At 68.4% G+C, this 25926-nt stretch carries 28 protein-coding genes; 11 read left to right on the top strand and 17 right to left on the bottom strand.

Going from position 1 to position 25926, the window contains the following annotated elements; all coding sequences use genetic code 11:
- On the bottom strand, positions 1 to 454 hold a 454-nt coding region (locus H8R02_RS23455), incomplete at its 3' end, for a hypothetical protein (protein WP_187083928.1).
- A 159-nt stretch (positions 455 to 613) separates the two neighbouring features.
- Here H8R02_RS23455 and sbmA point away from each other — a divergent pair.
- A complete protein-coding gene (sbmA, locus tag H8R02_RS23450; protein WP_187083927.1) occupies positions 614 to 1621 on the top strand; it encodes a peptide antibiotic transporter SbmA in 1008 nt (335 codons plus the stop codon).
- Here sbmA and H8R02_RS23445 read toward each other — a convergent pair.
- On the bottom strand, positions 1575 to 2411 hold the full coding sequence (locus H8R02_RS23445) for a helix-turn-helix domain-containing protein (RefSeq protein ID WP_255429509.1): 837 nt from the start codon (positions 2409 to 2411) through the stop codon (positions 1575 to 1577). The genes sbmA and H8R02_RS23445 overlap by 47 nt on opposite strands.
- A gap of 107 nt (positions 2412 to 2518) precedes the next feature.
- Between H8R02_RS23445 and H8R02_RS23440 the strand changes: the two genes are divergently transcribed.
- The 5 genes from H8R02_RS23440 to H8R02_RS23420 all read left to right on the top strand — a co-directional run bounded on the left by H8R02_RS23440 (position 2519) and on the right by H8R02_RS23420 (position 9354).
- Positions 2519 to 2923, top strand: coding sequence for a hypothetical protein (locus tag H8R02_RS23440; protein ID WP_187083925.1), 405 nt, complete (start codon positions 2519 to 2521; stop codon positions 2921 to 2923).
- A gap of 61 nt (positions 2924 to 2984) precedes the next feature.
- Complete coding sequence (serC, locus tag H8R02_RS23435; protein ID WP_187083924.1) at positions 2985 to 4067, top strand: 3-phosphoserine/phosphohydroxythreonine transaminase; 1083 nt, start codon at positions 2985 to 2987, stop codon at positions 4065 to 4067.
- 1 nt (position 4068) lies between these two features.
- On the top strand, positions 4069 to 5244 hold the full coding sequence (locus H8R02_RS23430) for a phosphoglycerate dehydrogenase (protein ID WP_187083923.1): 1176 nt from the start codon (positions 4069 to 4071) through the stop codon (positions 5242 to 5244).
- A gap of 51 nt (positions 5245 to 5295) precedes the next feature.
- Complete coding sequence (locus H8R02_RS23425) at positions 5296 to 8154, top strand: aconitate hydratase (protein WP_187083922.1); 2859 nt, start codon at positions 5296 to 5298, stop codon at positions 8152 to 8154.
- Between the two features lie 24 nt (positions 8155 to 8178).
- Positions 8179 to 9354 carry an FAD-dependent monooxygenase gene (locus H8R02_RS23420; protein ID WP_187083921.1) on the top strand — a complete coding sequence of 392 codons (1176 nt, stop codon included), beginning with the start codon at positions 8179 to 8181 and terminating at the stop codon, positions 9352 to 9354.
- On the opposite strand, the gene kynA is transcribed toward H8R02_RS23420, so the two are convergent.
- The 9 genes from kynA to H8R02_RS23375 form a co-directional block, all read right to left on the bottom strand.
- Positions 9355 to 10179, bottom strand: coding sequence for a tryptophan 2,3-dioxygenase (gene kynA / locus H8R02_RS23415; protein ID WP_187083920.1), 825 nt, complete (start codon positions 10177 to 10179; stop codon positions 9355 to 9357).
- Complete coding sequence (kynU, locus tag H8R02_RS23410) at positions 10176 to 11501, bottom strand: kynureninase (protein ID WP_187083919.1); 1326 nt, start codon at positions 11499 to 11501, stop codon at positions 10176 to 10178. Before kynU ends, kynA begins: the two co-directional genes overlap by 4 nt.
- Positions 11498 to 12121 (bottom strand): arylformamidase, encoded by a 624-nt coding sequence (kynB, locus tag H8R02_RS23405; protein ID WP_187083918.1) that lies wholly within the window; start codon positions 12119 to 12121, stop codon positions 11498 to 11500. The genes kynU and kynB overlap by 4 nt, the downstream gene beginning before the upstream one ends.
- A gap of 73 nt (positions 12122 to 12194) precedes the next feature.
- The gene (locus tag H8R02_RS23400) at positions 12195 to 12530 is read right to left on the bottom strand and encodes a YkgJ family cysteine cluster protein (protein WP_187083917.1); all 336 of its coding nucleotides are present in this window, start codon (positions 12528 to 12530) and stop codon (positions 12195 to 12197) included.
- Positions 12531 to 12592: 62 nt separating this feature from the next.
- Positions 12593 to 13543, bottom strand: a complete 951-nt coding sequence (locus H8R02_RS23395; RefSeq protein ID WP_187083916.1) for an NmrA/HSCARG family protein — start codon at positions 13541 to 13543, stop codon at positions 12593 to 12595.
- Positions 13544 to 13565: 22 nt separating this feature from the next.
- A complete protein-coding gene (locus H8R02_RS23390) occupies positions 13566 to 13892 on the bottom strand; it encodes a hypothetical protein (RefSeq protein ID WP_187083915.1) in 327 nt (108 codons plus the stop codon).
- A gap of 10 nt (positions 13893 to 13902) precedes the next feature.
- The gene (locus H8R02_RS23385; protein ID WP_187083914.1) at positions 13903 to 14931 is read right to left on the bottom strand and encodes a quinone oxidoreductase family protein; all 1029 of its coding nucleotides are present in this window, start codon (positions 14929 to 14931) and stop codon (positions 13903 to 13905) included.
- Entirely contained in the window at positions 14928 to 15383 is a 456-nt protein-coding gene (locus H8R02_RS23380) for a RidA family protein (protein WP_187083913.1), read from the bottom strand. Before H8R02_RS23380 ends, H8R02_RS23385 begins: the two co-directional genes overlap by 4 nt.
- Positions 15380 to 16366: an LLM class oxidoreductase gene (locus tag H8R02_RS23375; RefSeq protein ID WP_187083912.1), complete on the bottom strand. Its 987-nt coding sequence runs from the start codon at positions 16364 to 16366 to the stop codon at positions 15380 to 15382. Before H8R02_RS23375 ends, H8R02_RS23380 begins: the two co-directional genes overlap by 4 nt.
- A 124-nt stretch (positions 16367 to 16490) precedes the next feature.
- Here H8R02_RS23375 and gcvA point away from each other — a divergent pair, with 124 nt between their 5' ends.
- Entirely contained in the window at positions 16491 to 17438 is a 948-nt protein-coding gene (gcvA, locus tag H8R02_RS23370; protein ID WP_187083911.1) for a transcriptional regulator GcvA, read from the top strand.
- A 78-nt stretch (positions 17439 to 17516) separates the two neighbouring features.
- Positions 17517 to 17888 (top strand): hypothetical protein, encoded by a 372-nt coding sequence (locus tag H8R02_RS23365; protein ID WP_187083910.1) that lies wholly within the window; start codon positions 17517 to 17519, stop codon positions 17886 to 17888.
- A gap of 2 nt (positions 17889 to 17890) precedes the next feature.
- Here the strand turns inward: H8R02_RS23365 and argF are convergent, their stop codons facing one another.
- Both argF and H8R02_RS23355 read right to left on the bottom strand, forming a co-directional pair.
- Entirely contained in the window at positions 17891 to 18814 is a 924-nt protein-coding gene (argF, locus tag H8R02_RS23360; RefSeq protein WP_435531299.1) for an ornithine carbamoyltransferase, read from the bottom strand.
- Between the two features lie 2 nt (positions 18815 to 18816).
- Positions 18817 to 20007 carry an aspartate aminotransferase family protein gene (locus H8R02_RS23355; protein WP_187083908.1) on the bottom strand — a complete coding sequence of 397 codons (1191 nt, stop codon included), beginning with the start codon at positions 20005 to 20007 and terminating at the stop codon, positions 18817 to 18819.
- A gap of 169 nt (positions 20008 to 20176) precedes the next feature.
- Between H8R02_RS23355 and H8R02_RS23350 the strand changes: the two genes are divergently transcribed.
- Positions 20177 to 20491 (top strand): DUF3579 domain-containing protein, encoded by a 315-nt coding sequence (locus H8R02_RS23350; protein ID WP_187083907.1) that lies wholly within the window; start codon positions 20177 to 20179, stop codon positions 20489 to 20491.
- A 92-nt stretch (positions 20492 to 20583) separates the two neighbouring features.
- On the opposite strand, the gene rpsT is transcribed toward H8R02_RS23350, so the two are convergent.
- The gene (gene rpsT, locus H8R02_RS23345) at positions 20584 to 20883 is read right to left on the bottom strand and encodes a 30S ribosomal protein S20 (RefSeq protein ID WP_187083906.1); all 300 of its coding nucleotides are present in this window, start codon (positions 20881 to 20883) and stop codon (positions 20584 to 20586) included.
- A gap of 73 nt (positions 20884 to 20956) precedes the next feature.
- On the opposite strand from rpsT, the gene murJ reads away from it, so the two are divergent.
- Positions 20957 to 22522, top strand: coding sequence for a murein biosynthesis integral membrane protein MurJ (gene murJ, locus H8R02_RS23340; protein WP_187083905.1), 1566 nt, complete (start codon positions 20957 to 20959; stop codon positions 22520 to 22522).
- Positions 22523 to 22568: 46 nt separating this feature from the next.
- The gene (locus tag H8R02_RS23335) at positions 22569 to 23420 is read left to right on the top strand and encodes a SirB1 family protein (RefSeq protein ID WP_187083904.1); all 852 of its coding nucleotides are present in this window, start codon (positions 22569 to 22571) and stop codon (positions 23418 to 23420) included.
- On the opposite strand, the gene H8R02_RS23330 is transcribed toward H8R02_RS23335, so the two are convergent.
- The 3 genes from H8R02_RS23330 to H8R02_RS23320 form a co-directional block, all read right to left on the bottom strand.
- Positions 23417 to 24268 (bottom strand): nucleotide-binding protein, encoded by an 852-nt coding sequence (locus tag H8R02_RS23330; RefSeq protein WP_187083903.1) that lies wholly within the window; start codon positions 24266 to 24268, stop codon positions 23417 to 23419. The two genes, H8R02_RS23335 and H8R02_RS23330, sit on opposite strands and share 4 nt — an antisense overlap.
- Positions 24269 to 24350: 82 nt before the next feature.
- Positions 24351 to 25331, bottom strand: coding sequence for a GlxA family transcriptional regulator (locus H8R02_RS23325; protein ID WP_187083902.1), 981 nt, complete (start codon positions 25329 to 25331; stop codon positions 24351 to 24353).
- A gap of 3 nt (positions 25332 to 25334) precedes the next feature.
- Complete coding sequence (locus H8R02_RS23320) at positions 25335 to 25901, bottom strand: isochorismatase family protein (RefSeq protein WP_187083901.1); 567 nt, start codon at positions 25899 to 25901, stop codon at positions 25335 to 25337.
- Between the last annotated feature and the right edge of the window lie 25 nt (positions 25902 to 25926).

The raw sequence follows: 25926 nt of genomic DNA, 5'->3' as shown, positions 1-25926 counted from the left end.
CGCCGCCGGCACTGCCGCTGCCACCACCGCTGCCGCCACCGCCGCCGCCGCCGGCACCGCCGCCGACACCGGCGCTGGCCCCGGCACTGCCGCCGGCCCCGGCACCCACGCCGCCGGCACTCGCGCCGACACCGGCGCTCGCGCCACCGCCGACACCGCCGCCGACGCCGCCGCCATTGCCGCCCGCGTTGCCGCCGCCCGCGCCGACGCCGCCGCCGTTACCGCCGGCGTTGCCGCCTGCGCCACCGGCGCCCACACCGACGCCACCGCCGGCGCTCGCACCGGCACCGGCACCGACGCCGCCACCGACGCCTGCGCCGGCACCCACGCCACCGCCAACGCCGGCGCCAACGCCGCCGCCGTCACTGCCGCCCGCTTGCGCGAAAGCGAGGCCGATCGCGCTGGCCATCGTTGCAGCCAGCAAAGTCATCTTGAATCCACGATTGCCCTTCATGTCCTTACTCCCAAAGCGACGAATTGGTTAGCCGGCAACCAGCCGGGTGAAGGTCTTCAGCGTGCAGGGGCACTCATGCGTACCCGGTCGGAGCGAATCGCCGCGTGTTGTACGTGCGGGCTGACAAGCGGTTGGCTGAGCCACGGTTAGCATGCGCCCATGTTCCGATCCTTCTTCCTTTCCCGGCACTGGATGCCGTGGTCCGTCCTCGGCTCCATCCTCATCCTGCTGGCCACGTGGTACCAGGTGCAGCTGGACGTCGCGATCAACGAATGGATGGGCGTGTTCTGGGACCTTGTGCAGAAGGCGCTGGAGCAGAAAGGCACCGTCACGTTCGAGCAGTACATGACGCAGATCTGGGCCTTCCTCGCCATCGCGATGAAGTACATCCTCGTGGCCGTGGTGCTCAACTTCTTCATCAAGCACTACATCTTCCGCTGGCGCACGGCGATGAACGACTACTACATGGCCAACTGGCCGCGCCTGCGCACCATCGAAGGCGCCGCGCAGCGCGTGCAGGAAGACACGATGCGCTTCGCGCGCATCATGGAAGGGCTGGGCGTGAGCCTGATGAGCAGCGTGATGACGCTGTTCGCCTTCCTGCCGATCCTGTGGGGCCTGTCGGAGAAGGTGACCGGGTTGCCGATCATCGGCAACGTGCCTCATGCGCTGGTGTGGCTCGCCATCTTGTGGGCCGTGTTCGGCACCGTGCTTCTCGCGGGCGTGGGCGTGCTGCTGCCGGGGCTGGAGTTCCAGAACCAGCGCGTGGAAGCCGCCTACCGCAAGGAGCTCGTCTACGGCGAGGACGACCCCAACCGCGCTTCACCGCCGACGGTGCGCGAGCTGTACTCGCACGTGCGGCGCAACTACTTCCGCCTGTTCTTCCACTACCTGTACTTCGACGTGGCGAAGTACTCGTACATCCAGGTCGGCGTGATCGTGCCGATGATCGCGCTGGGGCCGACGGTGGTGGCCGGCGTCATCACCTTCGGCGTGATCCAGCAGGTGCTGCGCGCGTTCGACCAGGTGACCAACTCCTTCCAGTTCCTCGCGCTGAGCTGGAGCACGATCGTGGAGCTCATCTCCGTCTACAAGCGGCTGCGCGCCTTCGAGGCGCACATCACCGAGGACCCTGGGCAGCCAGCGCCCGCAACGCCTGCAGCGTGAAGTCGTCGGCGGGGAAAAAGGTTTCGAGCGCCAGCTCCTGCAACGTCACGTCGACCGGTGTGCCGAACACGGTCGTCGTGCTGATGAAGCTCAGCACGCCGCTCGCGCCACGGAACTGGAAGGGCATGGCCACACCGACCAGCTCGCCTTCCAGCTTCGCTTCGCTGGCGCCTTCGGGTACCGGGTAGCTGCGCAGTTCTGCCAGCAGCGCGGCCAGCGTGCCGTCGCCGGTGGCGTGCACCTGCTGGCGCAGCCGCTCGAAGATGTGCGTGCGCCACTGCACGATGTTGACGATTCGGGGCGCAAGGCCCTTGGGGTGCAGCGACAGGCGCAGCACGTTCACGGGCGGGGCGAGCAGCGACGCGTCCGCGCCCTCCATCAGGTGCGGGATCATCGCGTTGGCGGCGACGAGGTTCCAGTGCCGGTCCACCGCGAGCGCCGGGTAGGGCTCGTGGCTCTTGAGGATCAGGTCCACCGCGCGGCGGGCTGCCGCGAGCGCAGGGTCGTCCAGCGGCCGTTCGCGGTACATCGGCGCGAAGCCGGCCGCGACCAGCAGCGCGTTGCGCTCCCGCAGCGGGACGTCCAGGCGCTCCGCGAGGCGCAGCACCATCTCGCGGCTCGGCGCGCTGCGGCCGGTTTCCACGAAGCTCAGGTGGCGCGTGGAAATGTCGGCTTCCTGCGCGAGGTCGAGCTGGCTCATGCGGCGGCGTTGCCGCCACTCGCGCAGGTGTTCGCCGAAGTGCGGCGCAACGGCGCGCGACGCGCCGCCGGTGAGCGTGATCGTGTCCATGGCCGCCATGGTAGGGCAGGGGAGCGGTGAGGCCATTACCTGCGACGTCATCGACACGACGCAATCGGCCTCCGAACATTCGCGCACTTCAACCCAAGGAGTGTTCCATGTCCCTCGCTGCTTCCCCCCGCTTCCTGCGCCACGTGATGCTTGCCGATGCCGCCTCGTGCGCGGGCACCGGTGCGCTGCAGGTGCTGCTTGCCTCGCCGATGTCCGATCTCTTCAACCTGCATCCGACCATGCTGTTCGGCACCGGCTTGTTCCTCCTGGCCTACGCGGCCGTTGCGGCCTTCGTCGGCACGCGCGAGCCGATCCCGCGCCAACTGGTCGCGCTGTTCGCGGCGGGCAACGTCGGCTGGGCGGTGATCTGCATCGCGCTGCTCGTCAACGGCGCCATCGCGCCCACGACGCTCGGCACCGCCTGGGTGTTCGCGCAGGTGGTGGTCGTGCTCGTGCTGGCCGAGCTGCAATGGCTGGGGCTCAAGCGCTACCCCGTCACCGGGTGGGCATGAGGGGATCGGGGTTCTTGTATGCTGCAACTTTCGCATTCGCAGCTACAGGAACCGCTTCCCCATGACCCGCGTCTTCAACTTCAGCCCCGGCCCTGCCACCCTGCCCGAGCCCGTGCTGCGGCAGGCCGCCGACGAAATGCTCGACTGGCACGGCACCGGCATGTCCGTGATGGAAATGAGCCACCGGGGCAAGGAGTTCATTTCCATCCACGCCGAAGCGGAGGCGCTGCTGCGCGAACTGCTGGACATCCCGCCCGGCTACAAGGTGCTGTTCATGCAGGGCGGCGCCATCGGCGAGAACGCCATCGTGCCGCTCAACCTGGTCGGCGCCACCGGCAAGGCCGATTACGTCGTCACCGGCGACTGGTCGAAGAAGTCCGCGAAGGAAGCCGCCACTTACGGCAAGGTGAACATCGCCGCGACCGGTGAAGCCGGCAAGTTCACGGCCATCCCGAAGCAGTCCGACTGGAAGCTCGACCCCGGCGCCGCGTACGTCCACATCTGCTCCAACGAAACCATCGGCGGCGTGCAGTACCACTGGACGCCCGACACCGGCAAGGTGCCGCTGGTGGCCGACATGTCGTCGGACATCCTCTCGCGCCCCATCGACGTCTCCAAGTACGGCCTGATCTACGGCGGCGCGCAGAAGAACATGGGTCCCTCGGGGGTCACGGTCGTGATCGTGCGCGACGACCTGCTCGGCCACGCGCTGCCCGTGTGCCCCTCGGCCTTCAACTACAAGCTGCAGGCCGAGAACGACTCGATGTACAACACGCCGCCCACGTACGCCATCTACATCCTCGGGCTGGTGTGCAAGTACGTGAAGGAGCGCGGCGGCATGGCGGCGATGGCCGAGCACAACGTGGCCAAGGCGAAGGTGCTCTACGACTTCCTCGATTCGAGCAGCTACTTCCGCAACTCGGTGGCGAAGGAAGATCGCTCGCTGATGAACGTGCCCTTCCACCTGAAGGACCCCTCGAAGGACGAGACCTTCCTGCAGGGCGCGCAGGCGCGCGGGATGATCCAGCTCAAGGGCCACCGGTCCGTCGGCGGCATGCGGGCCTCGATCTACAACGCCATGCCGATCGAAGGCGTGCAGGCTTTGGTGCATTTCATGAAGGAGTTCGAGAAGGAGCACGGCTAGCATGGCTTTCCAGGTCCTCGTCCTGAACCAGATTTCAAGCAAGGGCCTGGAAAGGCTCCCGGCCGGTAGCTACGTGACCGGCAAGGACATCGCGCAACCTGACGCGATACTCGTGCGCTCGGCCGACATGCACGGCATGGACATTCCGGCGTCCGTGCTCGCGATCGGCCGCTGCGGCGCCGGCACCAACAACATCCCCGTCAAGGCGATGAACGCGCGCGGCGTGCCCGTGTTCAATGCGCCCGGCGGCAATGCCAACGCCGTGAAGGAACTCGTGCTGGCCGGCATGCTGATGGCCGCGCGCAACCTGCCGCAGGCGCAGCGCTTCGTGCACGAGCTGCCGCCTTCCGACGACATCGACAAGCAGGTGGAAGAGGGCAAGAAGGCTTTCGCGGGCAGCGAGCTGGCGGGCCAGACGCTGGGCGTGATCGGCCTGGGCAAGGTGGGCTGCCTCGTCGCCGATGCCGCCATCAAGCTCGGCATGAACGTGATGGGGTTCGATCCGCACATCACGGTCGATGCGGCCTGGAGCCTGCCCTCGCAGGTGAAGAAGGCCACGAGCGTCGAGGACGTGCTCAAGAACTCCGCTTTCGTGTCGCTGCATGTCCCGCTGGTGGACGCGACGAAGCACCTCGTCAACCGCGACAACATCCGCCTGATGAAGCCGGAGGCGGTGCTGCTCAACTTCTCGCGCGAGGGTGTGGTGGACGAAGCGGCCGCGGTGCAGGCGCTGGACGGCCGCCAGCTCGGCTGGTACGTCTGCGACTTCCCCTCCGGCGCCATCCTGCGCCACCCGCGCATCATCGCGTTGCCCCACCTCGGTGCGTCCACGCGCGAGGCGGAGGACAACTGCGCCGTGATGGTGGCCGAGCAGCTGCGCGACTACCTGGAGCACGGCAACATCACCAATGCGGTGAACTTCCCGGCCGTGGCGATGCCGCGCGAGTCGAACTGGCGCGTGGCCATCGCCAACGCCAACGTGCCGAACATGATCGGCCAGATCTCCACCGCCATGGCCAACGCGGGCCTGAACATCCACGACATGGTCAACAAGTCGCGGGGCGACATGGCCTACACCGTGCTGGACGTCGACAGCCCCGTCCCCGACAGCGTGCTCGCTGCAATCAGAAACATCAGTGGCGTGCTGGGGGTGCGCTACCTGCCTGCACAGCCGTAGCTTCCGGGCGCAGAATTGCGGGATTCCAACTCGAATCCCGCAAAGAACAACATGCCCCACGCTTTCGCTTCCACCCTCCAGAAGTTCAAGACGCGCCAGGGCGCAACCGGGCAGTTCTATTCGCTGCCCGCGCTCGCCAAGCAATTCCCCAAGGTCAGCCGCCTGCCGGTCTCGATGCGGATCGTGCTGGAGAGCGTGCTGCGCAATTGCGACGGCAAGAAGGTCACGGATGAGCACGTGCGGCAGGTGGCCAACTGGTTCCCCAATGCGGACCGCACCACCGAGATCCCGTTCGTCGTCGCGCGGGTCGTGCTGCAGGACTTCACCGGCGTGCCGCTGCTGGCCGACCTGGCCGCGATGCGAAGCGCCGCGCAGCGGCTGGGCAAGGACCCGAAGCGGATCGAGCCGCTCGTGCCGGTGGACCTTGTCGTCGACCACTCGGTCATGGTCGACCACTACGGCACGAAGGACTCGCTCGACCTGAACATGAAGCTGGAGTTCCAGCGCAACCGCGAGCGCTACCAGTTCATGAAGTGGGGCATGCAGGCCTTCAGCACCTTCGGCGTGGTGCCGCCCGGCTTCGGCATCGTGCACCAGGTGAACCTCGAGTACCTGGCGCGCGGCGTGCACAAGGACGCGAACGGCGTCTATTACTTCGACTCGCTCGTGGGCACCGACAGCCACACCACCATGATCAACGGTGTTGGCGTCGTTGCGTGGGGCGTGGGCGGTATCGAAGGCGAGGCCGCGATGCTGGGGCAGCCGGTGTACTTCCTCACGCCGGACGTGGTGGGGTTCGAGCTCACCGGCCGCTTGCGCGAAGGCGTGACCGCGACCGACCTCGTGCTGACCGTCACGGAAATCCTGCGCAAGCACAAGGTGGTGGGCAAGTTCGTCGAGTTCTTCGGCGAAGGCACGCGCAGCCTTGCCGTGCCGGACCGCGCGACCATCGGCAACATGGCGCCCGAGTACGGCGCGACCATGGGCTTCTTCCCGGTGGACGAGAAGACCATCGAGTACTTCAAGGGCACGGGCCGCAGCAGCGAGGAGATCGACTACCTCGAAGGCTATTTCCGCGCGCAGGGCATGTTCGGCGTGCCGATGCCGGGCGACATCGATTACTCCACCACGCTCAAGCTGGACCTGGGCAGCGTCACGCCGAGCCTCTCGGGCCCCAAGCGCCCGCAGGACCGCATCGAGATCGGCAAGGTGGCTTCGACCTTCAAGGAGCTGTTCTCCAAACCGATCGCGGAGAACGGCTTCAACCAGAGCGCCGATGTGCTCGCCACGCGCCATCTCCTCAAGCTGGGCGAGGAGATGAGCCGCCCCACGCCCGACAACCCGCCCACGCCGCTCGCGGCGCCGCGCTTCGAGCTGGAGATGGAGGCGAACAAGCCCACGCTGCCCTCGGCGCATGCGCTCGCGCAGCCGCCGCGCACGTCGGTGCAGGACATCACCATCGGCAACGGCGACATCCTGATCGCGGCGATCACGAGCTGCACCAACACGTCCAACCCGGGCGTGCTGCTCGCCGCGGGCCTGCTGGCGAAGAAGGCGGTGGAGAAGGGCTTGCGCGTCAAGCGCCACATCAAGACCTCGCTCGCGCCCGGCTCGCGCATCGTCACGGAGTACTTCGAGAAGACGGGGCTGCTGCCGTACCTGGAGCAACTCGGCTTCTCCGTGGTGGGCTACGGCTGCACCACGTGCATCGGCAACTCCGGCGACCTCGCGCCGGAGATCAACGAGGCGATCACGCAGAGCGACCTCGTGTGCGCGGCGGTGCTCTCGGGCAACCGCAACTTCGAGGCGCGCATCCACCCCAACATCAAGGCCAACTTCCTCGCGAGCCCGCCGCTCGTGGTGGCGTACGCGATCGCGGGCACGGTGCTCAAGGACCTGATGACCGAGCCGGTGGGCGTGGGCCACGATGGCAAGGACGTGTGGCTGGGCGACATCTGGCCCAGCTCCGACGAGATCCACAAGCTGATGAAGAAGGCGCTGTCCGGCAGCATGTACCGCGCCAACTACGGCAAGGTGAAGAGCGAGCCGGGCGCGCTGTGGCAGTCGATCCATGGCGTCAGCGGCGAGACGTATACCTGGCCCGAGAGCACGTACATCGCCGAGCCGCCGTTCTTCGAGGGCTTCACGCTCGCGCCGCCGGTGGACGACGACGTCTCGGTGCAGGGCGCGCGCATCATGGCGCTCTTCGGCGACTCGATCACCACGGACCACATCTCGCCGGCCGGCTCGATCAAGGACACGTCCCCCGCGGGCAAGTACCTGATCTCGAAGTCCGTGCTCAAGCCCGACTTCAACAGCTACGGCAGCCGCCGCGGCAACCACGAGGTGATGATGCGCGGCACCTTCGCCAACGTGCGCATCAAGAACCTGATGATCCCCGCGCGTGATGACGGCTCGCGCGAGGAGGGCGGTGTCACGCTCTACCGCGACGCGAGCGGCAACGTGGAGAAGATGTCGATCTACGACGCCGCGATGAAGTACATCGGCGAAGGCCGGCCCACGGTGATCTTCGCCGGCGAGGAATACGGCACCGGTTCCTCGCGCGACTGGGCCGCCAAGGGCACGCAGCTGCTGGGCATCAAGGCGGTGGTCGCGCGCAGTTTCGAGCGCATCCACCGCAGCAACCTCGTGGGCATGGGCGTGCTGCCGCTGCAGTTCCAGGGCAGTGACACGTGGCAATCCCTGCGCCTGACCGGCGAGGAGACGATCGACGTCATCCCCGACCCCGAGCTCACGCCGCAGAGCGACGCCAAGGTGATCGTGAAGCGCCGCGACGGCTCGCAGCAGGAGGTGACGGTGAAGCTGCGCATCGACACGCCGATCGAGGTGGACTACTACCGGCACGGCGGCATCCTGCCCTACGTTCTGAGGCAACTGCTGGAAGGCTGAGGCGCTGGCGCACAATCCGGCGCCATGGGCAATGAGCTGTTGATCGCCGGCGGCGGCATCGGCGGGCTGGCGGCGGCAGTGGCGGCCACGCGGGCCGGGTGGTCCGCGCGCGTGTTCGAGCAGGCACAGACGTTTTCGGAGGTCGGCGCGGGCATCCAGCTCGGGCCGAACGCCACGCGCATCCTGCGTGATTGGGGCTTGCTGGAGGGGCCACTTGCCGAGCGGGTGGTGCATCCGCAACGCCTCGTGGTCTGTGACGCCGTCGACGGCGGCGCGCTCGGCGGATTGCGCCTGGACGACTTCGAGGCGCGCTACGGCGCGCCGTACCTCACCGTCCACCGGGCGGACCTGCACGCCGCGTTGTTCGGCACGGCCGTCGCAAGTGGTGTGCCCCTGCACGTGGCGACCGCCGTTTCTTCGCTGCTCGAAACCGGCGACTGCGTCCGCGTGACATGCCCGGGCCGCGCGGACGCGGAAGGCGACGCGCTGGTGGGTGCCGATGGGCTGTGGAGCACGGTGCGCGCTCATGTTGCCGGTTCCGAAGCGCCACGCTACACGGGCCACCTCGCGTATCGCGGCCTGCTCCCGTTCGCAGCCGGCGGCGCTGCAAGCGCGCAAGTGACCGCGTGGCTGGGCCCGCGCATGCACATGGTCACGTACCCGGTTGCCGGTGGCGAGTTCCTCAACGTTGTCTGCATCGTGGAAGGCCCGCAGCCGAGCGGCGACGCGCGCAGCTGGGACCACGAAGGCGTGCGCGAGCAGCTGTTCTCGTCGCTCGGCCGCATCTGTTCCGAGGTACGCAGGCAGCTCGAGTCCGTCGCTCAATGGCGGTTGTGGCCGCTGAACGGCAGGCCGCGCGTCGCGAGTGCCGCGCAGATGGCGAAAGGCCGCGTCGCGCTGCTCGGTGATGCGGCGCACCCGATGCTTCCTTACCTCGCGCAGGGCGCGGGCATGGCGATCGAGGACGCGCGCGAACTGCAACGTGTCCTCTCCGTTGCCGACGGCCGCGTGATCGACGTCGAGACGGCGTTGCAGCGCTATGCGCTCAGCCGCTGGCAGCGCTGCGCGCGCGTGCAGGCGCGGTCGCTGCGCAACGCGACGATCTTCCATGCCGGCGGGCCGCTGCGGATCGCTCGCAACCTGTCGATGCGCGTCCTGGGGGAGAAGCTGCTCGACCTGCCGTGGCTCTACGGCCACTGATCACAGGTCCGTGCGCAGCTTCCAGATTTCCGGGAAGAGCACCACCTCCAACATCCTGCGCAAATAGCTCACGCCGCCGGTGCCGCCCGTGCCGCGCTTGAAGCCGATGATGCGCTCCACCGTCGTCACGTGGCGGAAGCGCCAGAGGCGAAAGGCGTCTTCCAGGTCGGTGAGCTCCTCGCCCAGCTGGTACAGGTCCCAGTGCTTCTGCGGCTCCCGGTAGACCTGCAGCCAGGCCTGTTCCACCTCGTCGCTCGCGACGTAGGGCTGCGTCCAGTCGCGCTGCAGATGGTCCTGCGGGATCTGCAAGCCGCGGCGCGCGAGCAGGCGCAGGGCTTCGTCGTAGAGCGAGGGCGACTCGTAGGCCTGGCGCACGATGTCGAGCCGGCCGGCATGGTGCTCGTGCGGCTTGAGCATTGTCGCGCTCTTGTTGCCGAGGCGAAACTCCACGCAGCGGTATTGCCAGCTCTGGAAGCCGCTCGACGCGCCGAGGTAAGGCCGGATCGCGCTGTACTCGGGCGGCGTCATCGTCGCCAGCACGTCCCACGCGTGCACCAGTTGCTCGAGGATGCGCGACACACGCGCCAGCATCTTGAAGGCGGGCGCGAGCTCGTCGTTCGCGACGCTGGAGATGGCCGCGCCGAGTTCGTGCAGCATCAGCTTCATCCACAGCTCGCTCGTCTGGTGCTGGATGATGAAAAGCATCTCGTCGTGGCCGGGCGAGAGCGGCTTCTGCGCGTTGAGGATGGCGTCGAGCTGCAGGTAGTCGCCGTAGCTCATGTCCCGGCTGAAATCCAGCTTGGCGTCTTCGGGTCGGTCGCTCATGTCACGGCATTCCTGCGGTTGAATTCGTCCCGCTTCCATTCGGCGGTGGCGAGCACCTCGCGCAGGTGTTCGACGGCGTTCCACACGTCTTCGAAGCCGAGGTACAGCGGCGTGAAGCCGAAGCGCAGGATCTCGGGCGCGCGGAAGTCGCCGATCACGCCGCGCGCAATGAGTGCCTGCACGATGGCGTAGGCGCCTTCGCGGCCGGCGCCGGGCCGCCCCAAGGCGGCCGACGCCCCCTCGGGGGGCAGCGAAGCGTGGGGGTCCACATACGCGAGGCACACCTGCGAGCCGCGCAACGCATGTTCGCGCGGGGTGACGAGGGACACGCCGTGGCCGGCGCAACGCTCTTCGACGAGCGCGATGAACGTGTCGGTGAGCGCCAGAGATTTTTCGCGCAGCGCCTTCATGCCGCCGAAGGGTTGCGCGGCCAGCACCGTGTCCAGCCCGCACTCGAGCGCGGTCATGCTCAGGATCGGCTGCGTGCCGCACAGGTAGCGCGCGATGCCGGCAGCAGGCCGGTAGTGCGGCGTGAATTCGAAGGGCGCCTCGTGGCTCCACCACCCGGCGAGCGGCTGCCAGAAGCGGTCCGCGTGGCGCGGGTGCACCCACACGAAGGCCGGCGCGCCGGGGCCGCCATTGAGGTACTTGTAGCCGCAGCCGATGGCAAAGTCGGCATGGGCGCCGTGCAAGTCGACTTCAACGGCGCCCGCGCTGTGCGCGAGGTCCCACACCGTGAGCGCACCCGATTCGTGAGCCCGCCGGGTCACCGCTCGCATGTCGTGCATCGCGCCGGTTCGGTAGTTGACGTGCGTGAGCATCAGCACGGCGACGCTGGAATCGAGCGACGCTGCGATCTCGTGCGGCTCGACCAACTTGAGCGTGAGCCCGCGCTCCTTGCAAAGCGCTTCGGCGATGTAGAGGTCCGTCGGGAAGTTGCTGCGCTCGCTGACCACCACCTTGCGCTGCGGCGAACCGGCGCTTGCGATGGACAGAGCCGCGCTCAACACCTTGAACAGGTTGATCGACGTGCTGTCGGTCGCCACCACCTCGCCCGGCTTCGCGCCGACGATGGTGCCGATCTTGTCGCCCAGCCGCTGCGGCAGCTCGAACCAGCCGGCCGAATTCCACGAGCGGATCAGGCCCTCGCCCCATTCCTGCTGCACGGCTTGCGCGACTCGCGGGGCGGCAGCTTTGGGCATCGGGCCGAGCGAGTTGCCGTCGAGGTAGATCACGCCCGCGGGCAGCGTGAAGAGGTCGCGCAAGGGGCGCAGCGGGTCGCGTGCATCCCGCTCGCGGCAATGTTCAAGGGTGAGGCTCATGGTCGGCGAAGGACGGCGCGCACCGGCGATGCATCGGCCGTCACGAGTTTCAGGGGCAGGGCGATCAGTTCGTAGTCGCCTTCGGGCACTTCGTCCAGCACGAGGTTCTCCAGCACGCGCACATCGCGGCGGCGGATCACCTGGTGGCTGTCGAGCGTCTTGCTTTCGGCGGGGTCGATGCTGGCGGTGTCGATGCCCACGAGCCGCACGCCAAGGTCGGCGAGGCGCTCGATGGTCGCGGGCGCGTACGCCGCGAGTTGCGGGTCCCACGCGTCGACGGGCATGCGCGCATAGGTGCGCACGAGCACGCGCGGCGGCAGGTCCTTCACCGCATGCTCGATGTGCGCCCATTCGACGAGCGGCCCCTTGCCGATGGCATGGATCACGCGGCAAGGACCGAGGTACGGCGCGAGGTCGACCTCGCCGATGGCACGGCCTTGCGGGTCGTAGTGCAGCGGCGCATCCGCATGCGCGCCGACATGCGGCGTGGTCGTGATGCTGCTCACGTTCACCGGGCAGCCCGGCGCGATCGTCGCGGCCCATTCCTGCCGGTACGCCGTGTCGCCGGGGAACACCGGCGAGCGCTCCGACACGGGCGGCGAAATGTCCCAGATCTTCATGCGGCGCAGTTTGCGCCGGGCCGCGAAACCGTGGTGTCGGTTAATGCCAACACCCCACAAAAATAGTTGAGGCTTAAAGCATCGGCGTGCCGGGCAATGGCGGCAGGCCGTGGCGGGCGCGCGCCCGCGTGCAGGCGTCGCTGCCGGCTTCCAGCTCGCGGCAAGGGCTGGGCCGCCACTCGTAGATGCCGCACGCCGCGCGCTCGCCCACCTTGCCGGTGAGCGCCGCGCAACGCGGAGGCGAGTGGTCGGTGCCGCGCATGCGGCAGGTTGTGCCCGTCACTTCCACCGCCAGCCCGGACGGCACCGCGCCGCCGTGCTCCTCGAGCTCATCGGCAGCGAAGTCGACGCGGAAGGCGGCGCAGCAGGCGCCGCAGGTCAGGCAGGGATGGGGGCTCGGATCGGGCATGGCGCCGGGCGATTGTCCGGCATGGGGGCGTACCCGGCTGCCAGGCAGCGACCCGCTGCGCGTCAGCCCTTCGGAATGGCCCCGGCATTCGCCCGCAGCCACTGCGCGAAGTCCTGCAAGCCCGGGTGCAATTGCCGCGTGCGCTCCACGTCGCGCACCGCGCGGAAGTCCTGCTCGAACTCCTGGTTGAACTGGAACATGTTGCCCAGGTCGTCCGCGCCGGGGAAATCGTAGGCGCGGTATTCGTCCCAGCTCGCCGCATGGTGGTCCACCGGCTCACCGAGTGCAACCGACAACTGCGCGGCCATCTCCGCGCCGCTCAGGTGCTCGCCCGCGATGGCGATGCGCTCGCCGATCACGGCTTCGCCCTGGTAGAACAGCTCGAGCGCGCAAACGCCGATGTCGCCCGCCGCGATCGCCGGGAGCTTGCTCGTGCCCATCGGCAGCGTGAACTTCAACCGGCCATCGGCACCGCGCTTGGGCCCCATGCCGAAGTGGATCAGGTTCTCCCAGTAGAACGAGGTCACCAGCCACGTGGTTGGCACGCCGAGGTCATCGAACAGCAGGTCCGCCTCGCCCTTCGCATCGAAGTGCGGCACGTTGTACTTGCCCATGAGCAGCGGCATGCGGCCGCTGCCCGGCGCCACCCACTGGCGCGTGTCTTCCAGCGTGGACCAGATGACGTGCTTCACGCCGGCGGCGGCCGCCGCTTCGGCCATCGCCTTCGCTTGCGCGTACTCGCGCTCGGGCGAGAAGTGCTCCCAGAAGTTGGTGACGCAGAACGCGCCGTGCGCACCGGCCAATGCGGCCACGAGCGTATCGGGCTGGTCCTGGTCGGCATACACCACTTCCGCGCCGGCTTCACGCAGCGCCTGCGCCGCGGGCGAGCCGGGCTTGCGCGTGAGCGCCCGCACGGTGAAGGCGCCGCCGCGGTCGGCCAGCAGCGCACGCACGAGCCCGCCGCCTTGCGCGCCCGTGGCGCCGAAGACCGCGATGATCTTTTTCGATGTCATGTGAATCGTTTCTTTCTCTTGTTCAGATTTCGCCGAGGTCCACCGGCCGTGAGACGTGCAGCCGCACGAGGCCGCGCGCGACCTTCTCCAGGCGCAGGTGGACGCACTGGTCGGCCAGGCGCCGCTGCAGCAGCACGAGCCGCGCGGCGAGGTTGTCCACGGCCTCGGGCAGCCGCAGCGCGGGCGCGAGCCGCAGCTCGCGGTAGCAGAAGTCGCTGCGGCCGGCATGCACGTGGTCGTTGAGCATCTTCCAGAGCAGGGCGCCGGCGACGCCCCGGATCAGGTAGATGCCGTCGACGAAGATGCTGCTGTCGCGCGCGTGCAGCCGCACCTGCAGGGGCGTGCTCATGCGGTTGCCCTTACGCGTTGACGAGCACCACGTTGCCGAGGGCCGCGTTGGAGCCCACGAGCTCGTGCGCCTCGGCCGCCTCCGACATCGCGAACTCGCGGTGCAGCACCGGCTGGATGTGGCCCTTGGCGACCTGCTCCAGGCCCCACTTGAACTCGTCGAGGTCGCCCATCAGCGTGCCGCGCAGCGTCTTGTGCGAGAAGAAGAATTCGCGCACGCGGAAGGTGGCTTCGTTACCCGTGACGAAACCCATCGTGACGATGGTGCCGCCCACGCGCGTGGCGTCCATGCTGCCTTGCAGGATGCGGCCGCCGAGGTTGTCGATGGCGACGTCGACGCCCCGGCCTTCGGTCCACTCCAGCGTGGACTTGACGAAGTCCTGCTTGCGCACGTCGATCACGAGGTCGGCGCCGAGGCGCTTGACCAGTTCGGCTTTCTCGTCGGAGTCGACGGTCGTCGCCACGTGCGCGCCGAGCGACTTCGCAAGCTGGATGCTGAAGCTGCTGGTGCCCGCGGCGCCGGCCTGGATCAGCACATGGTTGCCGGCCTTCACCTGGCCGACGGTGCGCACCGCGCGCACGCCGGTGACCAGCACCATGGGCAGCGTCGCCACTTCGGACGGGTCCATGTTCGTCGGGTCCTTCACGACCCACCGCGCCGGCACTTCCACGTATTCGGCATAGGTGCCCCAGCGCAGGATGCCGCCGATGGCGTAGGTGGGCGCGGCGGACAGCGGCGCGAAGCGGTCGTCGCGCGCGTCGAGCGGGTAGCCGGGCATCGGGATCACGCGCTCGCCGACGCTGAAGCCGGTGACGCCTTCGCCGAGTTCGGCCACCACGCCCGAGGCGTCGGAGCCGAGGATGTGCGGCAGCGCGAGGTCGCGCAGGATGTCGCCATTGCGCAGGAACACTTCGAGCCGGTTGATGCCGGACGCGAGCACTTGGATCAGGATGTTGCCGGGCTGCGGTTTCGGCGTCGCGACGTCCTGGTATTGGAGGACGCTGGCGGGTCCGAATTCGCGGAACAGGGCTGCTTTCACGGGGTTTTCTCCGGGGGGTTGGGGGTAAGGTGGAAGGTGGCGAGCAACTCGATGGCTGCGCCGCCGGGAAGCGATGCGACGGGGATGAGCCCGCGCGTGTGGTGGCCGGCCTCGCCGAGCAGTTCGACGAAGATTTCGGACGCGCCGTCCAGCACCTGCGGCAGGACGGCGCAGCCCGGCGCCGCGGCGATGCAGCCGTCGACATGCAGCAGTTCGACGCCGTCGAGCCCGACGGCGTTGCGGATCTGGCCCAGCACGTTGAGCGCGGCGATGCGCGCGGCTTCGCGCGCCTGCGCGAGGTCGAGGGTGTGGCCGACGACACCGGCGTTCACGACCTTGCCGTCACGAATCGGGAACTGGCCGGACACTCTGCCGACACCACCGCGCACGACGACGGCTTCGTACGCGCCGAGCGGTTTCGGCACGTTGACGGGAATGGGCGTGTGGTTCATGCGAGCACCTCCGGGGTGGCAATGGGCACTTCGGGCAGCACGAACTGCGCGAGTTCGTCGACCACGTCGGCGGCGGGCCGGCGGCCGTACTTCAGGTTCAGCGCAACGTGGTTCACGCCCATCGCTGCCAGTTGCTGGAGCAGGTCGCGCAGCGCATGGCGACCGAGGCGCCAGCCGAGGTGGATGGGGCTCGGCGGCTCGTGTGCATTCGCGGCAAGGTCGATGTAGAGCGATTGCGCGAAGGGCAGGAATTCACCGGGCCGCGCCTTCGTCACCGCCGCGCGCCACTGCGCGATGAGCTCGCGCTGCACGTTGCACGAGCGCGGGTAGCTGAACAAGCCGTCGCTGTTCTCCGCGATCCACCGCAGGTCCTGCTGGCTGCGGCCGGTGACCAGCAGCGGCACGGTGCGCGTCGTGGCCTTGGGTACGAGGTCCAGGCCGTGCAGGCTGCCCCAGTCGCTTTCCACCACCGGGTAGTCGCGCGACCACGCGGCCTTCATGAAGTGCACGGCCTGGCGGAACATATCGGCGCGCATCGCGGGGTCGCGGCCGAAGGCGCTGTATTCCTGCGCGCGGTCACCCGACGCCACACCGAGGAGCAAGCGCCCGCCGGAAAGCTGGTCGATGCTCGCCGCCGCCTTGGCGGTGTGCAGCGGATGGCGCAGCGGCAGGATGGTCGCGGCGGTGCCGAGCGCGATGGTGCTCGTCTGCGCGGCGAGCCAGCCGAGGTACGAGAAGGTCTCGAAGCCCTGGCCCACGTCACCGAAGTTCGGGTCGCGCAGCGGCACGTCGCGCACCCACAGCGCGGCAAAGCCCGCGGCTTCCGCGGCTTGCGCCAGCGCGCCGTGCCGGCGCATGGTGGGTGTGTCGCCCGTGTACGACTCGATCGGGGCCATCAGGCCCACGGTCATGCGGTCTGGCGCGAACACGGCGCGATAGGCGCTGTGGTCCTGGACGGGCGGAAGGTGGCTGGATGTGTACATGGCGGCCTCTCGTGGAGCGGTCGCCATGGTCGGCCGCGGGCGCGATTCGCGCGACCAGACTTGCTATCGGCGCCAAAAGCAGCGGTTGCCACCCGGTCTTCGCGCGCGCGGCAGAATGCGCCGCATGAACCCCCCGGCCGCACCGCGCGCAAGGCTCTCGCACCTGCAGGCGTGGGTGGCGTTCGAGGCGGCCGCGCGCACCGGCACCTTCGCGGGCGCGGCGGAGGAATTGAGCGTCACGCCTGCGGCGGTGAGCCAGCACATTCGCACGCTGGAGGAGTACCTGGGCGTGCGCCTCTTCGTGCGCAGCGCGCAAGGCGTGTCGCTCACGCCGGAGGCGCAGCTGGCCTTCCCCGGAATTCGCGACGGCCTGCAGCGCGTGGCCGACGCCGTGCACGGCCTGCAGCATCGCGAGCTCGATCGCATCGTCCGCGTGTCGACCTCGCCCTCGTTCGCATCGCGCTGGCTGCTGCCCCGCATCCACCGCTTCAGCCGCGAGCACGAGTCGATGTGCGTCAACCTGGATTCGACGACGCGGCTGGTGGACTTCTTCTCCGAGAACGTCGACGTGAGCATCCGCTATGGCAAGGGCAACTACCCCGGGCTGCTCGCGGAGCTGCTGTTCGAGGAGCGCGTGTTCCCCGTGTGCAGCCCCTTCCTGCTGTCGCACGAGCCGATGAAGGCGCCGCTGGACATCCTGCGCACGCTGCCGCTGATCCACGACACGACGTCGCAGAACGAGGCCGAGCTGCCGACGTGGCGCAGCTGGATGGCCGAGCGCGGCATCACCGACATCGATTGCTCGAAGGGCCTGTACCTCGGCTCGATGCTCGCCGCGCAGGCCGCGGTGGACGGGCGAGGCGTGCTGCTCGGTCGCAGCGTGATCGTTGCCGACGATCTCGCCGCTGGGCGCCTCGTGCGGCCGTTCGCGCACGAGGCGAGGGTGCCGCAGTCCTATTACATCGTCATGCGGCCGGACTGCGCGGCCGCGCCCAAGGTGGCCGCGTTCCGCAAGTGGCTGCAGCACGAGGCCGCGCTCACGCGCGAGGCCGAGGCCTTCAACGGCGCCTGAGCGTCAACCCGCGCCGCGCGTAATGCGTTGGTGTTCTTACTGTACACAGATACAGTAATTCCACCTCAGGAGAGACCCATGGAACTGCAGAACGCGCGCCAGATCATCGACACACTGGCGCAGGGCATCCACCCCGTCACCGGGGAAGCCATGCCCGAGGACAGCCCGTACAACGCCCCGCCCGTCATCCGTGCCCTGTTTGCAGTTTCGCAGGCCCTCGACGCCGCGCCTCCCCGGCCGCCGACGACCGTGCGCGTGCGCGCCGCACCGCCCGTCAACGCGGGCAAGCCGTGGTCCGAGGAAGACGACGCCACGCTGGTGGCGGGTTTCGAGTCCGGCGACGAGGTCAAGAAGCTCGCGGACACGCTGGGGCGCACGCGCTTCGGCATCGAGCAGCGGCTCGTCAAGCTGGGCAAGATCGCCGCGCCCGGCAGCGGGCGCTACGGCTGAAGCTACGAGACCTTGCCGAGCAGGAGGTACTCCATGAGTGCCTTCTGCACGTGCATGCGGTTCTCGGCCTCGTCCCACACCACCGACTGCGGGCCGTCGATCACCTCGGCCTCCACTTCCTCGCCGCGATGCGCGGGCAGGCAGTGCATGAACAGCGCGTCCGGCTTGGCCACCTTCATCATCTCGGTGTCCACGCACCAGTCGGCAAAGGCCTGCATGCGCTTCTCGTTCTCGGCTTCGTAGCCCATGCTGGTCCACACGTCGGTGGTCACGAGGTCGGCGCCGCGGCACGCATCCATCGGGTCCTTGAAGACCTTGTAGCTCGCGTTGCTGCGCAGGCCCGCGACAGCCTGGTCCACTTCGTAGCCGGTGGGCGTGCTCACGTGCACGACGAAGCCGAGCAGCTCCGCCGCCTGCAGCCACGTGTTGGCCATGTTGTTGCCGTCACCCACCCACGCGACCACCTTGCCGCGGATGCTGCCGCGATGCTCGATGTAGGTGAAGATGTCCGCGAGGATCTGGCACGGGTGGAACTCGTTGGTCAGGCCGTTGATCACCGGCACGCGCGAATACTCCGCGAAGGTCTCGATGCGGTCCTGCCCGAAGGTGCGGATCATCACGATGTCGACCATGCGGCTGATCACGCGCGCGGTGTCCTCGATCGGCTCGCTGCGCCCGAGCTGGCTGTCGCCGGTGGTGAGGTTCACCACGCTGCCGCCCAGCTGGTACATGCCGGCCTCGAAGCTCACGCGCGTGCGCGTGGAGGCCTTCTCGAAGATCATCGCCAGCGTGCGGTCCGCGAGCGGGTGGTACTTCTCGTATTGCTTGAACTTCTTCTTGATCGCCGCCGCGCGCTGGAAGACCCACTCGTGCTCGTCGGCCGTGAGGTCGGAGAACTGCAGGAAGTGCTTGATCTTGTCGCCCATGGTCATTCGTCGAGGAAGGCCTTCACCAGCGGGCAGAGGATCGAGACGATCTCGTCCGCCTGCGCCTGGGTGAGGATCAGCGGCGGCAGCAGGCGGATCACGCTGTCGGCGGTGACGCTGATCATCAGCCCGGCTTCGGCCGCGCGCGCGCTCAGCACGTTGCACGGCTTGGCCAGCTCCACGCCGATCATCAGGCCCTGGCCGCGCACCTCGGTCACGCCCGCGAGCTTGCCCAGTTCGTTCTGCAGCGCGCCCTTGAGGTGAGCGCCGACCTTGGCCGCATTCTCCAGCAGGCCTTCTTCTTCCATGATGCGGATCGTCTCCACACCGGCGCGCATCGCCAGCGGGTTGCCGCCGAACGTCGTGCCGTGGTTGCCCGGCTGGAAGATGTTCGCGGCCTTCGGGCCCGCCACCACCGCACCGATCGGCACGCCGGAGCCCAGGCCCTTGGCGAGCGGCATCACGTCGGGCACGATGCCGGCCCACTGGTGCGCGAACCACTTGCCGGTGCGGCCCATGCCGCACTGCACCTCGTCGATCATCAGCAGCCAGTCGTTGGCCGTGCACAGCTCGCGGACCTCCCTGAGGTATTCGGCGCGCATCGCGTTGATGCCGCCTTCGCCCTGGATCGTCTCGAAGAACACGGCCACCACGTTCTTGTTGCCTTCGGTCGCGGCCTTGAGCGCGGCGATGTCGTTCAGCGGCACGCGGATGAAGCCCTCCACCAGCGGGCCGAAGCCCTTCTGCACCTTCTCGTTGCCCGTGGCGGACAGCGTCGCGATGCTGCGGCCGTGGAACGCCTTCTCGTACACCACGATCTCGGGGCGCTCGATGCCCTTGTCGTGCCCGAACTTGCGCGCCAGCTTGAGCGCGGCCTCGTTCGCCTCCAGGCCCGTGTTGCCGAAGAACACGTTGGTCATGCCCGCCAGGCCCACCAGCTTCTCGGCCAGCTTCTCCTGGTTGGGCACGTGGTAGTAGTTGCTGCTGTGGATGATCTTCGTCACCTGGTCCTGCAGGGCGGCGACGAACTTGGGGTGGTTGTGCCCCAGGGTGTTGACGGCGATGCCGGCCAGCGCGTCGAGGTATCGCTTGCCGTTCACGTCCCACAGGTAGGCGCCGTCCCCGCGCTCGAGCGCGATGGGCAGGCGCCCGTAGGTGTTCATCGTGTGGGGCGAAGCGGCCTCGATTGCCATGTCCTGCATCTCCTGGAAAAAAAATCGGCTCAACGCGATGTGAGCCGTTGAGAGCCGATTGTAGGCACACCGTTTGCGGGCGTTGGTTGCCGATTCCGCATCACTCCGATGAGCTGGGCGCGGGCCCAAGTCTTATATAAGAGTACAATTGCATGCTGCGCCGCAACACATGACAGCCCCCGCCCCCAAGCAACTCTTCATCCAGGGCATCACCCGGGACGGGAAGACGTTTCGCCCGAGCGACTGGGCCGAGCGGCTGGCCGGCGTCATGAGCCCCTTCCGGCCGGGCGGCGCGCGGCCGGGCACCCACCTCAGCTATTCCCCTTGGTGCGTCCCCACGGTGGTGAACGGCATCAAGGTCGTGATCGTCAACAGCGAGTTGCGCAACCACGAGCCCATGGCGTGGGACTTCGTCATGAACTTCGCCAAGGACAACAACCTGGAGGTGGGCGAGGCCTGCCTTCTCCCCGAGGACCGGAAATAGAAAAACCGCCCGAAGGCGGTTTTCTACTTTGCTGGCAGCGCACCCTGATCAAACGGCGGAAGCGGATCGCCTCCGGGCTGACCTGAAGTGAATCAGGCGGCGGCGGCCAGGTTCTTGACCTTGGCCGACAGGCGGCTCTTGTCGCGAGCCGCCTTGTTCTTGTGGAAGATGCCCTTGTCGGCCACCGTGTCCACGATCGATTGGGCCTTGGCGAAGAGTTCGGTCGCCTTGGCCTTGTCACCCGAGGCGACGGCCTTCTCGACGTTCTTCACCGCGGTGCGGTATTTGCTGCGCAGCGAGGTGTTCGCGGCGTTGAGTTTCACGTCCTGGCGGGCGCGCTTGCGGCCCGACGCGAGACGCGGGTTCTTTTTCTTCGGCTTTCCAGATGCCATGAGTTAGTCCTTTGTGTCTGAGGATGTTGCCAGCAAAGCCCTCCATTGTATCGCAGCCGCTACACTCCCTGCGGTGTCCCTGTTCAAAGCCGCCTCCACCGTCTCACTGCTGACCTTGGCTTCCCGCGTGACGGGGCTGATCCGGGACCTGCTGATGGCCGCCATCTTCGGCGCCAGCGCGCTCACCGACGCCTTCAACGTCGCCTTCCGCATCCCCAACCTGTTCCGGCGCCTCTTCGCCGAAGGTGCCTTCAGCCAGGCGTTCGTGCCGACCGTCGCCCATACGAAGGAGACCGAAGGCGAGGCAGCGACCAAGCGCCTCGTGGACGACGTGGCCACGGTGCTGTTCTGGGTGCTGGTGGTCACCTGCATCGTGGGCGTGATCGGCTCGCCGCTGCTCGTGTGGGCGCTGGCGAGCGGCCTGCAGAAGGACCCGCGCGCCTTCGACGCCGCGGTGGTGATGACCCGCTGGATGTTCCCCTACATCGGGTTCATGTCGCTCGTGGCGCTGGCGGCGGGCATCCTCAACACGTGGAAGCGGTTCGCGGTATCCGCGGCGACGCCGGTGCTGCTGAACCTGTGCATGATCGCCGCCGCGTGGTTCGGCGCGCCGTGGTTCAAGTCGATGGGGCTGGAGCCGATCCTCGCGATGGCCGGCGGCGTGATGCTGGGCGGCATCGTGCAGCTGGCGGTGCAGTTCCCCGCGCTCAAGCGCATCGGGCTGATGCCGCGCATCGGCTTCACCGTCGCCGCGCTGAAGGCTGCGTGGGCCGACGAGGGCGTGCGCCACGTGCTGCGCATGATGGCGCCCGCGCTGCTCGGCGTGGCGGTCGCTCAGGTCTCGCTGCTGATCAACACGCAGATCGCCTCGCACCTGGAGACCGGCAGCGTCACCTGGCTCTTCTATGCCGACCGCCTGATGGAGTTCCCGACGGCGATGCTCGGCGTGGCGCTCGGCGTGGTGCTGATGCCGCAGCTTGCTTCCGCGCGCGCGAGCCAGGACGCCGACCGCTATTCCGCGATGCTCGACTGGGGGTTGCGCCTCGTCGTGCTGCTGGCCGTACCCGCAGCCGTCGCCTTGCTCGTGTTCGCCAAACCGCTCGTCGCGACGCTGTTCCATTACGGCGCGTTCAAGGACAGCGACGTCGGCAAGGTGGCCATCGCACTCGCGGGTTACGGGGCTGGCCTCGTGGGCCTCGTCGCCATCAAGGTTCTCGCGCCCGGCTACTACGCCAGCCAGGACATGAAGACGCCGGTGCGCATCGCCATCGTCGTGCTCGTGGTGACGCAACTGCTCAACATCGTGCTCGTGCCGCCGCTGCGCCACGCGGGGCTCGCGTTGTCGATCTCGCTGGGCGCGATGGTGAATGCGGGCTGGCTCCTCGTGGGCCTGCTCAAGCGGGGCACGTACAAGCCGTCGCCGGGCTGGGGCCTGTTCCTGCTGCAGGTGTTCGCGGGCAGTGCGCTGCTCGCGGTGTTCCTGATGTGGGCATCGGGCGCATTTCCGTGGCTTGCATGGAGCGCCGAGAAACTCCTGCGCGCCGCGGTGCTCGGCGGCCTGCTCGCCGCCGCCGCAGCTATTTACTTTGCAGCACTGGCGGCTGCCGGCGTCAGGCTCAGGCAGTTTGTCACGCGCTGACTTTCCCTGCCTTGACGGGCTGCAAGCCGTCCATTACAAAACATCCATGCCTCTGCCTTTCTCGGCACCCACTCCGCTGGAGTACTTCAGTACCCTGGTGCAGAGCGATGAGCACTTTCCTTTGCTCGAAGCGGCGGCCAGCATCGCGCAGGACGAGTACCCGGACCTCGATCTCCAACAGGTCATGGGCGACGTGGACCAGCTGCTCGCCCGCCTGAAGCGCCGCATCCCCGCCGACGCCGCACCGCTGCAACGCCTGCGCACGCTCAACCAGTTCTTCTTCCGCGACCTGAGCTTCGGCGGCAACGTCAACGACTACTGCGACCCCGACAACAGCTACCTCAACGTGGTGCTGCGCACGCGGCGCGGCATCCAGATTTCGCTGGCCGTGCTGTGGATGGAGCTCGCGCAGGGTATCGGCCTGCATGCGCGCGGCGTGTGCTTCCCGGGGCACTTCATGGTCAAAGTGAATTTGCCGAAAGGGCAGGTCGTCATCGACCCGTTCACCGGCCAATCGCTGTCACGCGAGGAACTGTCGGAGCGGCTGGAGCCGTACAAGCGGCGCAGCGGGCTCGTCGACGAGTTCGAGGTGCCGCTCGGCCTCTACCTGCAGGCGGCGCCGGCGCGCGACATCATCGCGCGCATGCTGCGCAACCTGAAGGAGATCCATCGCGCGCAGGAAGACTGGCAGCGCATGATCGCCGTGCAGAACCGCCTGCTGGTGCTGCTGCCGGACGCGTGGAACGAGTACCGCGACCGCGGGCTCGCGCACGCGGAGCAGGGGCATGCCGCACTGGCCGTGGACGACCTCGAGACCTACCTCGTTCATGCGCAGGATGCGCTGGACATCGATGCCATCGCGGACCGCGTGGCCGACTTGCGTCGCGCGCGTCACTAGCGCCTGAGAAACCCCGGTATCTGCCCCGACTCGCGCGTTTCCCGTGTCGCGGGCGCCGGCTTCGCGGGCATCGGGTTCAGCGGCCTGCCGCCCGTCAACAACCTCGACCCATGCACCAGCGCCTCCTGCGCCGGCATCAGCGCCTGCGGCCGTGACGCCGCGATGCGTGTCACGGGCGCGCGGGTGGCGCCGGGCCCGTCGTTGGCCGCCTGCGGCGGGTTCACGATCGGGTCCACCCACTGCAGGATCGGCTCCCACTGCGCGAGGTCCGTTGCAGCCTGGCTGGGCGGCAGGTCGAAGATGGTCAGGCCTTTTTCGAGGCTGCGGACGTAGAGCTGCGTCTCGCGCAGCACGCCCAGCAGCGGCACGCCGACGCCTTCGGACCACTTCTTCAGCGTATCGGCCGCGTTCGTGCGGCCATCCACGCGCATCCCGATTGCAGCGAGACGGCAGCGGCCGTTCGCCACGCGCGGCAGCGTCATCAGCTCGGCATGGCAGCTCGCGGCCGACTCGCGGTCGAAAACCGAGGGGCACACCGGCATCACGATCGCGTCCGCGAACATCACGATGCGGGCCAGCTCGAAGCCGTGCAGCCCGCCCGGCGTATCCAGCACCACGTGCGTGATGCCGGTCGGCACGCGCAGCACGTTCTTCTGGTCGAGCGCCCAGGGCGCGATCTGCGGCAGCTCGCCGCCGCGGCGGCGCAGCCACCCGCGGCTGGACTGCTGCCGGTCCACGTCGCCCAGCATGGCGGCATGGCCCTGCTTGGCGCACCACGCGGCCAGGTGGGCCGCGATCGTGCTTTTCCCGCTGCCACCTTTGCGGTTGACGACTGCGATCACGGGCATGGTAGCGCTCACTCTCCAGCGGACGACGGACGGCCAGTTTGGACCGAACCCCCGCCAATGTCCAGCAGCACGAGGGTTTGCGCTAGGAGTTCTGTAGCAAACCGGCCGCGGACGACGGCGTGCCGGCCAGGCCGAACTGGCGCCAGGCCCGCCGCAACTGGGTGTCGGAGCCGAAGCCCGCCAGCTGCGCCGCCTGCGTGACGTTGCGGCCGGTGGCCAAAGCCGCCTGCGCGACCGAGAGGCGGATGCGGCGCAGGTATTCGAGCGGCGCCACGCCTGCGTGCTCCACGAACAGGCGCGTGAGGTGCCGCGTGGAGGTGTGCGCGATGCGCGCCATGGCAGGCACGTCCCACGCCTGCTGGGGCTCGGCACTCACCGCGTCCTGCACGCGATGCAAGGCGGCGTGCAGGTGGTTGCGATGCGCGAGGAAGGGCGACAGCTCCGGGTCCTGCGGGCCGCGCCGCAATGCGAGCACCATGGTCTGGGCGACGCGCGACGCGACCACCGCGCCGCACTCCTGCGCGACCAGGTGCAGGGCGAGGTCGATGCCGGTCGTCACGCCCGCACTCGAGGCCACCGGCCCGTCGATGACGAAAACCCGGTTGCCGGCGACGTCGCAGTGCGGCGCGGCGGCGCGCAGTTCGTCCAGGTGGCTGTGGTGCGTCGTGGCCCGCCGGCCGTCCAGCAGGCCGGCGTGCGCCGCGAGCAGCGAACCCGCGCACACGGTCACCAGGCGAGCGGCGGCCGGCCAGGGCCGCAACGCGCGCAGCCAGTCGATGGCGCGCTTGACGCCGGGTGCTCGCAGGTCCAGGTGGTTGCCGGGCATGCCGACCAGCACGAGCCATGCGCCGTCGGGCAGCGCTGCGGGCAGCGGCTCGATGCCGGCCAGGCGCGGGCCCACGGAAGTGGCGGGCTGTTCAAGCGGCCCGATGAATCGCAGGTCGAAAGCCGGCGGCTGCCCCTGCGCCTGGCGCACCTGGTTGGCGATGCGCAATGCCTCGGCCGGCCCGGCCCAGTCCAGCAGCAGGCTGCCCGGCAGCAGCAGGAACAGGACCGGGACCAAGCCTCAGGCCCCGCTCACCGCGCGGTCGAGGGCTTCGCCGACGGTGCAGATCCGCGCGAAGCGGTTGGCCAGCACCGTCGCCGTGCGCGTCTTGATGTCGGCCGCAGCCAGCGTGGAGCCGTCGAGGTTCTTCATGTCGAACGTGAGCGTCGCGTCGCTCACGAAGTCCACCTGGAAGCCGAGGTCCGACGCGTGCCGTGCCGTCGTCTCGCAGCACTGCTCGGTGCGGATGCCGCTCACGACGAGGCGGCCGATGCCGTTCTGCGTGAGCCACACGTCCAGCCCCGTGCCCACCAGCGCGCTGTGGCGCGACTTGTGGAACGTGGCCGCGGGCTCGGCGTGCGCGAGGCCGGCGATCGGCCGCACGTAGCCCGATTCGAGCGCGAACGGGTTGTCGGCGGACTTCGGCCCGTCGACATGGAAGATGCGCACGACCGGCACGCCGGCCCCGGCGCAACCCTCGAGCAGCGCGTTCTGCGCGGCGAGGTAGCCGGGCATGTCGCGCTCGGTGAAGTACGGGCGCTGGCGGAAGGACTCCTGGGCGTCGATCAGGATGAGACAGGATTTCATGGCGGGCTCCTTGGGTTGGGTTGGA

The sequence above is a fragment of the Ramlibacter albus genome (assembly GCF_014297445.1).
GTDB lineage: Bacteria > Pseudomonadota > Gammaproteobacteria > Burkholderiales > Burkholderiaceae_C > Ramlibacter > Ramlibacter albus.
Note: the sequence above shows the minus strand (reverse complement) of the source record. Positions and strands in the feature narration are given on the sequence as shown.

Excerpts from the sequence above, each read along its gene's own strand:
- serC (WP_187083924.1), top strand. The coding sequence starts at position 2,985 with ATGACCCGCGTCTTCAACTTCAGCCCCGGCCCTGCCACCCTGCCCGAG.
- H8R02_RS23430 (WP_187083923.1), top strand. The coding sequence starts at position 4,069 with ATGGCTTTCCAGGTCCTCGTCCTGAACCAGATTTCAAGCAAGGGCCTG.
- H8R02_RS23375 (WP_187083912.1), bottom strand. The coding sequence starts at position 16,366 with ATGTACACATCCAGCCACCTTCCGCCCGTCCAGGACCACAGCGCCTAT.
- kynU (WP_187083919.1), bottom strand. The coding sequence starts at position 11,501 with ATGAGCCTCACCCTTGAACATTGCCGCGAGCGGGATGCACGCGACCCG.
- H8R02_RS23445 (WP_255429509.1), bottom strand. The coding sequence starts at position 2,411 with ATGGACACGATCACGCTCACCGGCGGCGCGTCGCGCGCCGTTGCGCCG.
- H8R02_RS23400 (WP_187083917.1), bottom strand. The coding sequence starts at position 12,530 with ATGCCCGATCCGAGCCCCCATCCCTGCCTGACCTGCGGCGCCTGCTGC.
- H8R02_RS23335 (WP_187083904.1), top strand. The coding sequence starts at position 22,569 with ATGCCTCTGCCTTTCTCGGCACCCACTCCGCTGGAGTACTTCAGTACC.
- kynA (WP_187083920.1), bottom strand. The coding sequence starts at position 10,179 with ATGAGCGACCGACCCGAAGACGCCAAGCTGGATTTCAGCCGGGACATG.
- sbmA (WP_187083927.1), top strand. The coding sequence starts at position 614 with ATGTTCCGATCCTTCTTCCTTTCCCGGCACTGGATGCCGTGGTCCGTC.
- H8R02_RS23380 (WP_187083913.1), bottom strand. The coding sequence starts at position 15,383 with ATGAACCACACGCCCATTCCCGTCAACGTGCCGAAACCGCTCGGCGCG.
- argF (WP_435531299.1), bottom strand. The coding sequence starts at position 18,814 with ATGGGCGACAAGATCAAGCACTTCCTGCAGTTCTCCGACCTCACGGCC.
- H8R02_RS23425 (WP_187083922.1), top strand. The coding sequence starts at position 5,296 with ATGCCCCACGCTTTCGCTTCCACCCTCCAGAAGTTCAAGACGCGCCAG.
- H8R02_RS23440 (WP_187083925.1), top strand. The coding sequence starts at position 2,519 with ATGTCCCTCGCTGCTTCCCCCCGCTTCCTGCGCCACGTGATGCTTGCC.
- H8R02_RS23390 (WP_187083915.1), bottom strand. The coding sequence starts at position 13,892 with ATGAGCACGCCCCTGCAGGTGCGGCTGCACGCGCGCGACAGCAGCATC.
- H8R02_RS23420 (WP_187083921.1), top strand. The coding sequence starts at position 8,179 with ATGGGCAATGAGCTGTTGATCGCCGGCGGCGGCATCGGCGGGCTGGCG.
- H8R02_RS23330 (WP_187083903.1), bottom strand. The coding sequence starts at position 24,268 with ATGCCCGTGATCGCAGTCGTCAACCGCAAAGGTGGCAGCGGGAAAAGC.
- H8R02_RS23355 (WP_187083908.1), bottom strand. The coding sequence starts at position 20,007 with ATGGCAATCGAGGCCGCTTCGCCCCACACGATGAACACCTACGGGCGC.
- H8R02_RS23395 (WP_187083916.1), bottom strand. The coding sequence starts at position 13,543 with ATGACATCGAAAAAGATCATCGCGGTCTTCGGCGCCACGGGCGCGCAA.
- kynB (WP_187083918.1), bottom strand. The coding sequence starts at position 12,121 with ATGAAGATCTGGGACATTTCGCCGCCCGTGTCGGAGCGCTCGCCGGTG.
- H8R02_RS23365 (WP_187083910.1), top strand. The coding sequence starts at position 17,517 with ATGGAACTGCAGAACGCGCGCCAGATCATCGACACACTGGCGCAGGGC.
- H8R02_RS23320 (WP_187083901.1), bottom strand. The coding sequence starts at position 25,901 with ATGAAATCCTGTCTCATCCTGATCGACGCCCAGGAGTCCTTCCGCCAG.
- H8R02_RS23350 (WP_187083907.1), top strand. The coding sequence starts at position 20,177 with ATGACAGCCCCCGCCCCCAAGCAACTCTTCATCCAGGGCATCACCCGG.
- rpsT (WP_187083906.1), bottom strand. The coding sequence starts at position 20,883 with ATGGCATCTGGAAAGCCGAAGAAAAAGAACCCGCGTCTCGCGTCGGGC.
- gcvA (WP_187083911.1), top strand. The coding sequence starts at position 16,491 with ATGAACCCCCCGGCCGCACCGCGCGCAAGGCTCTCGCACCTGCAGGCG.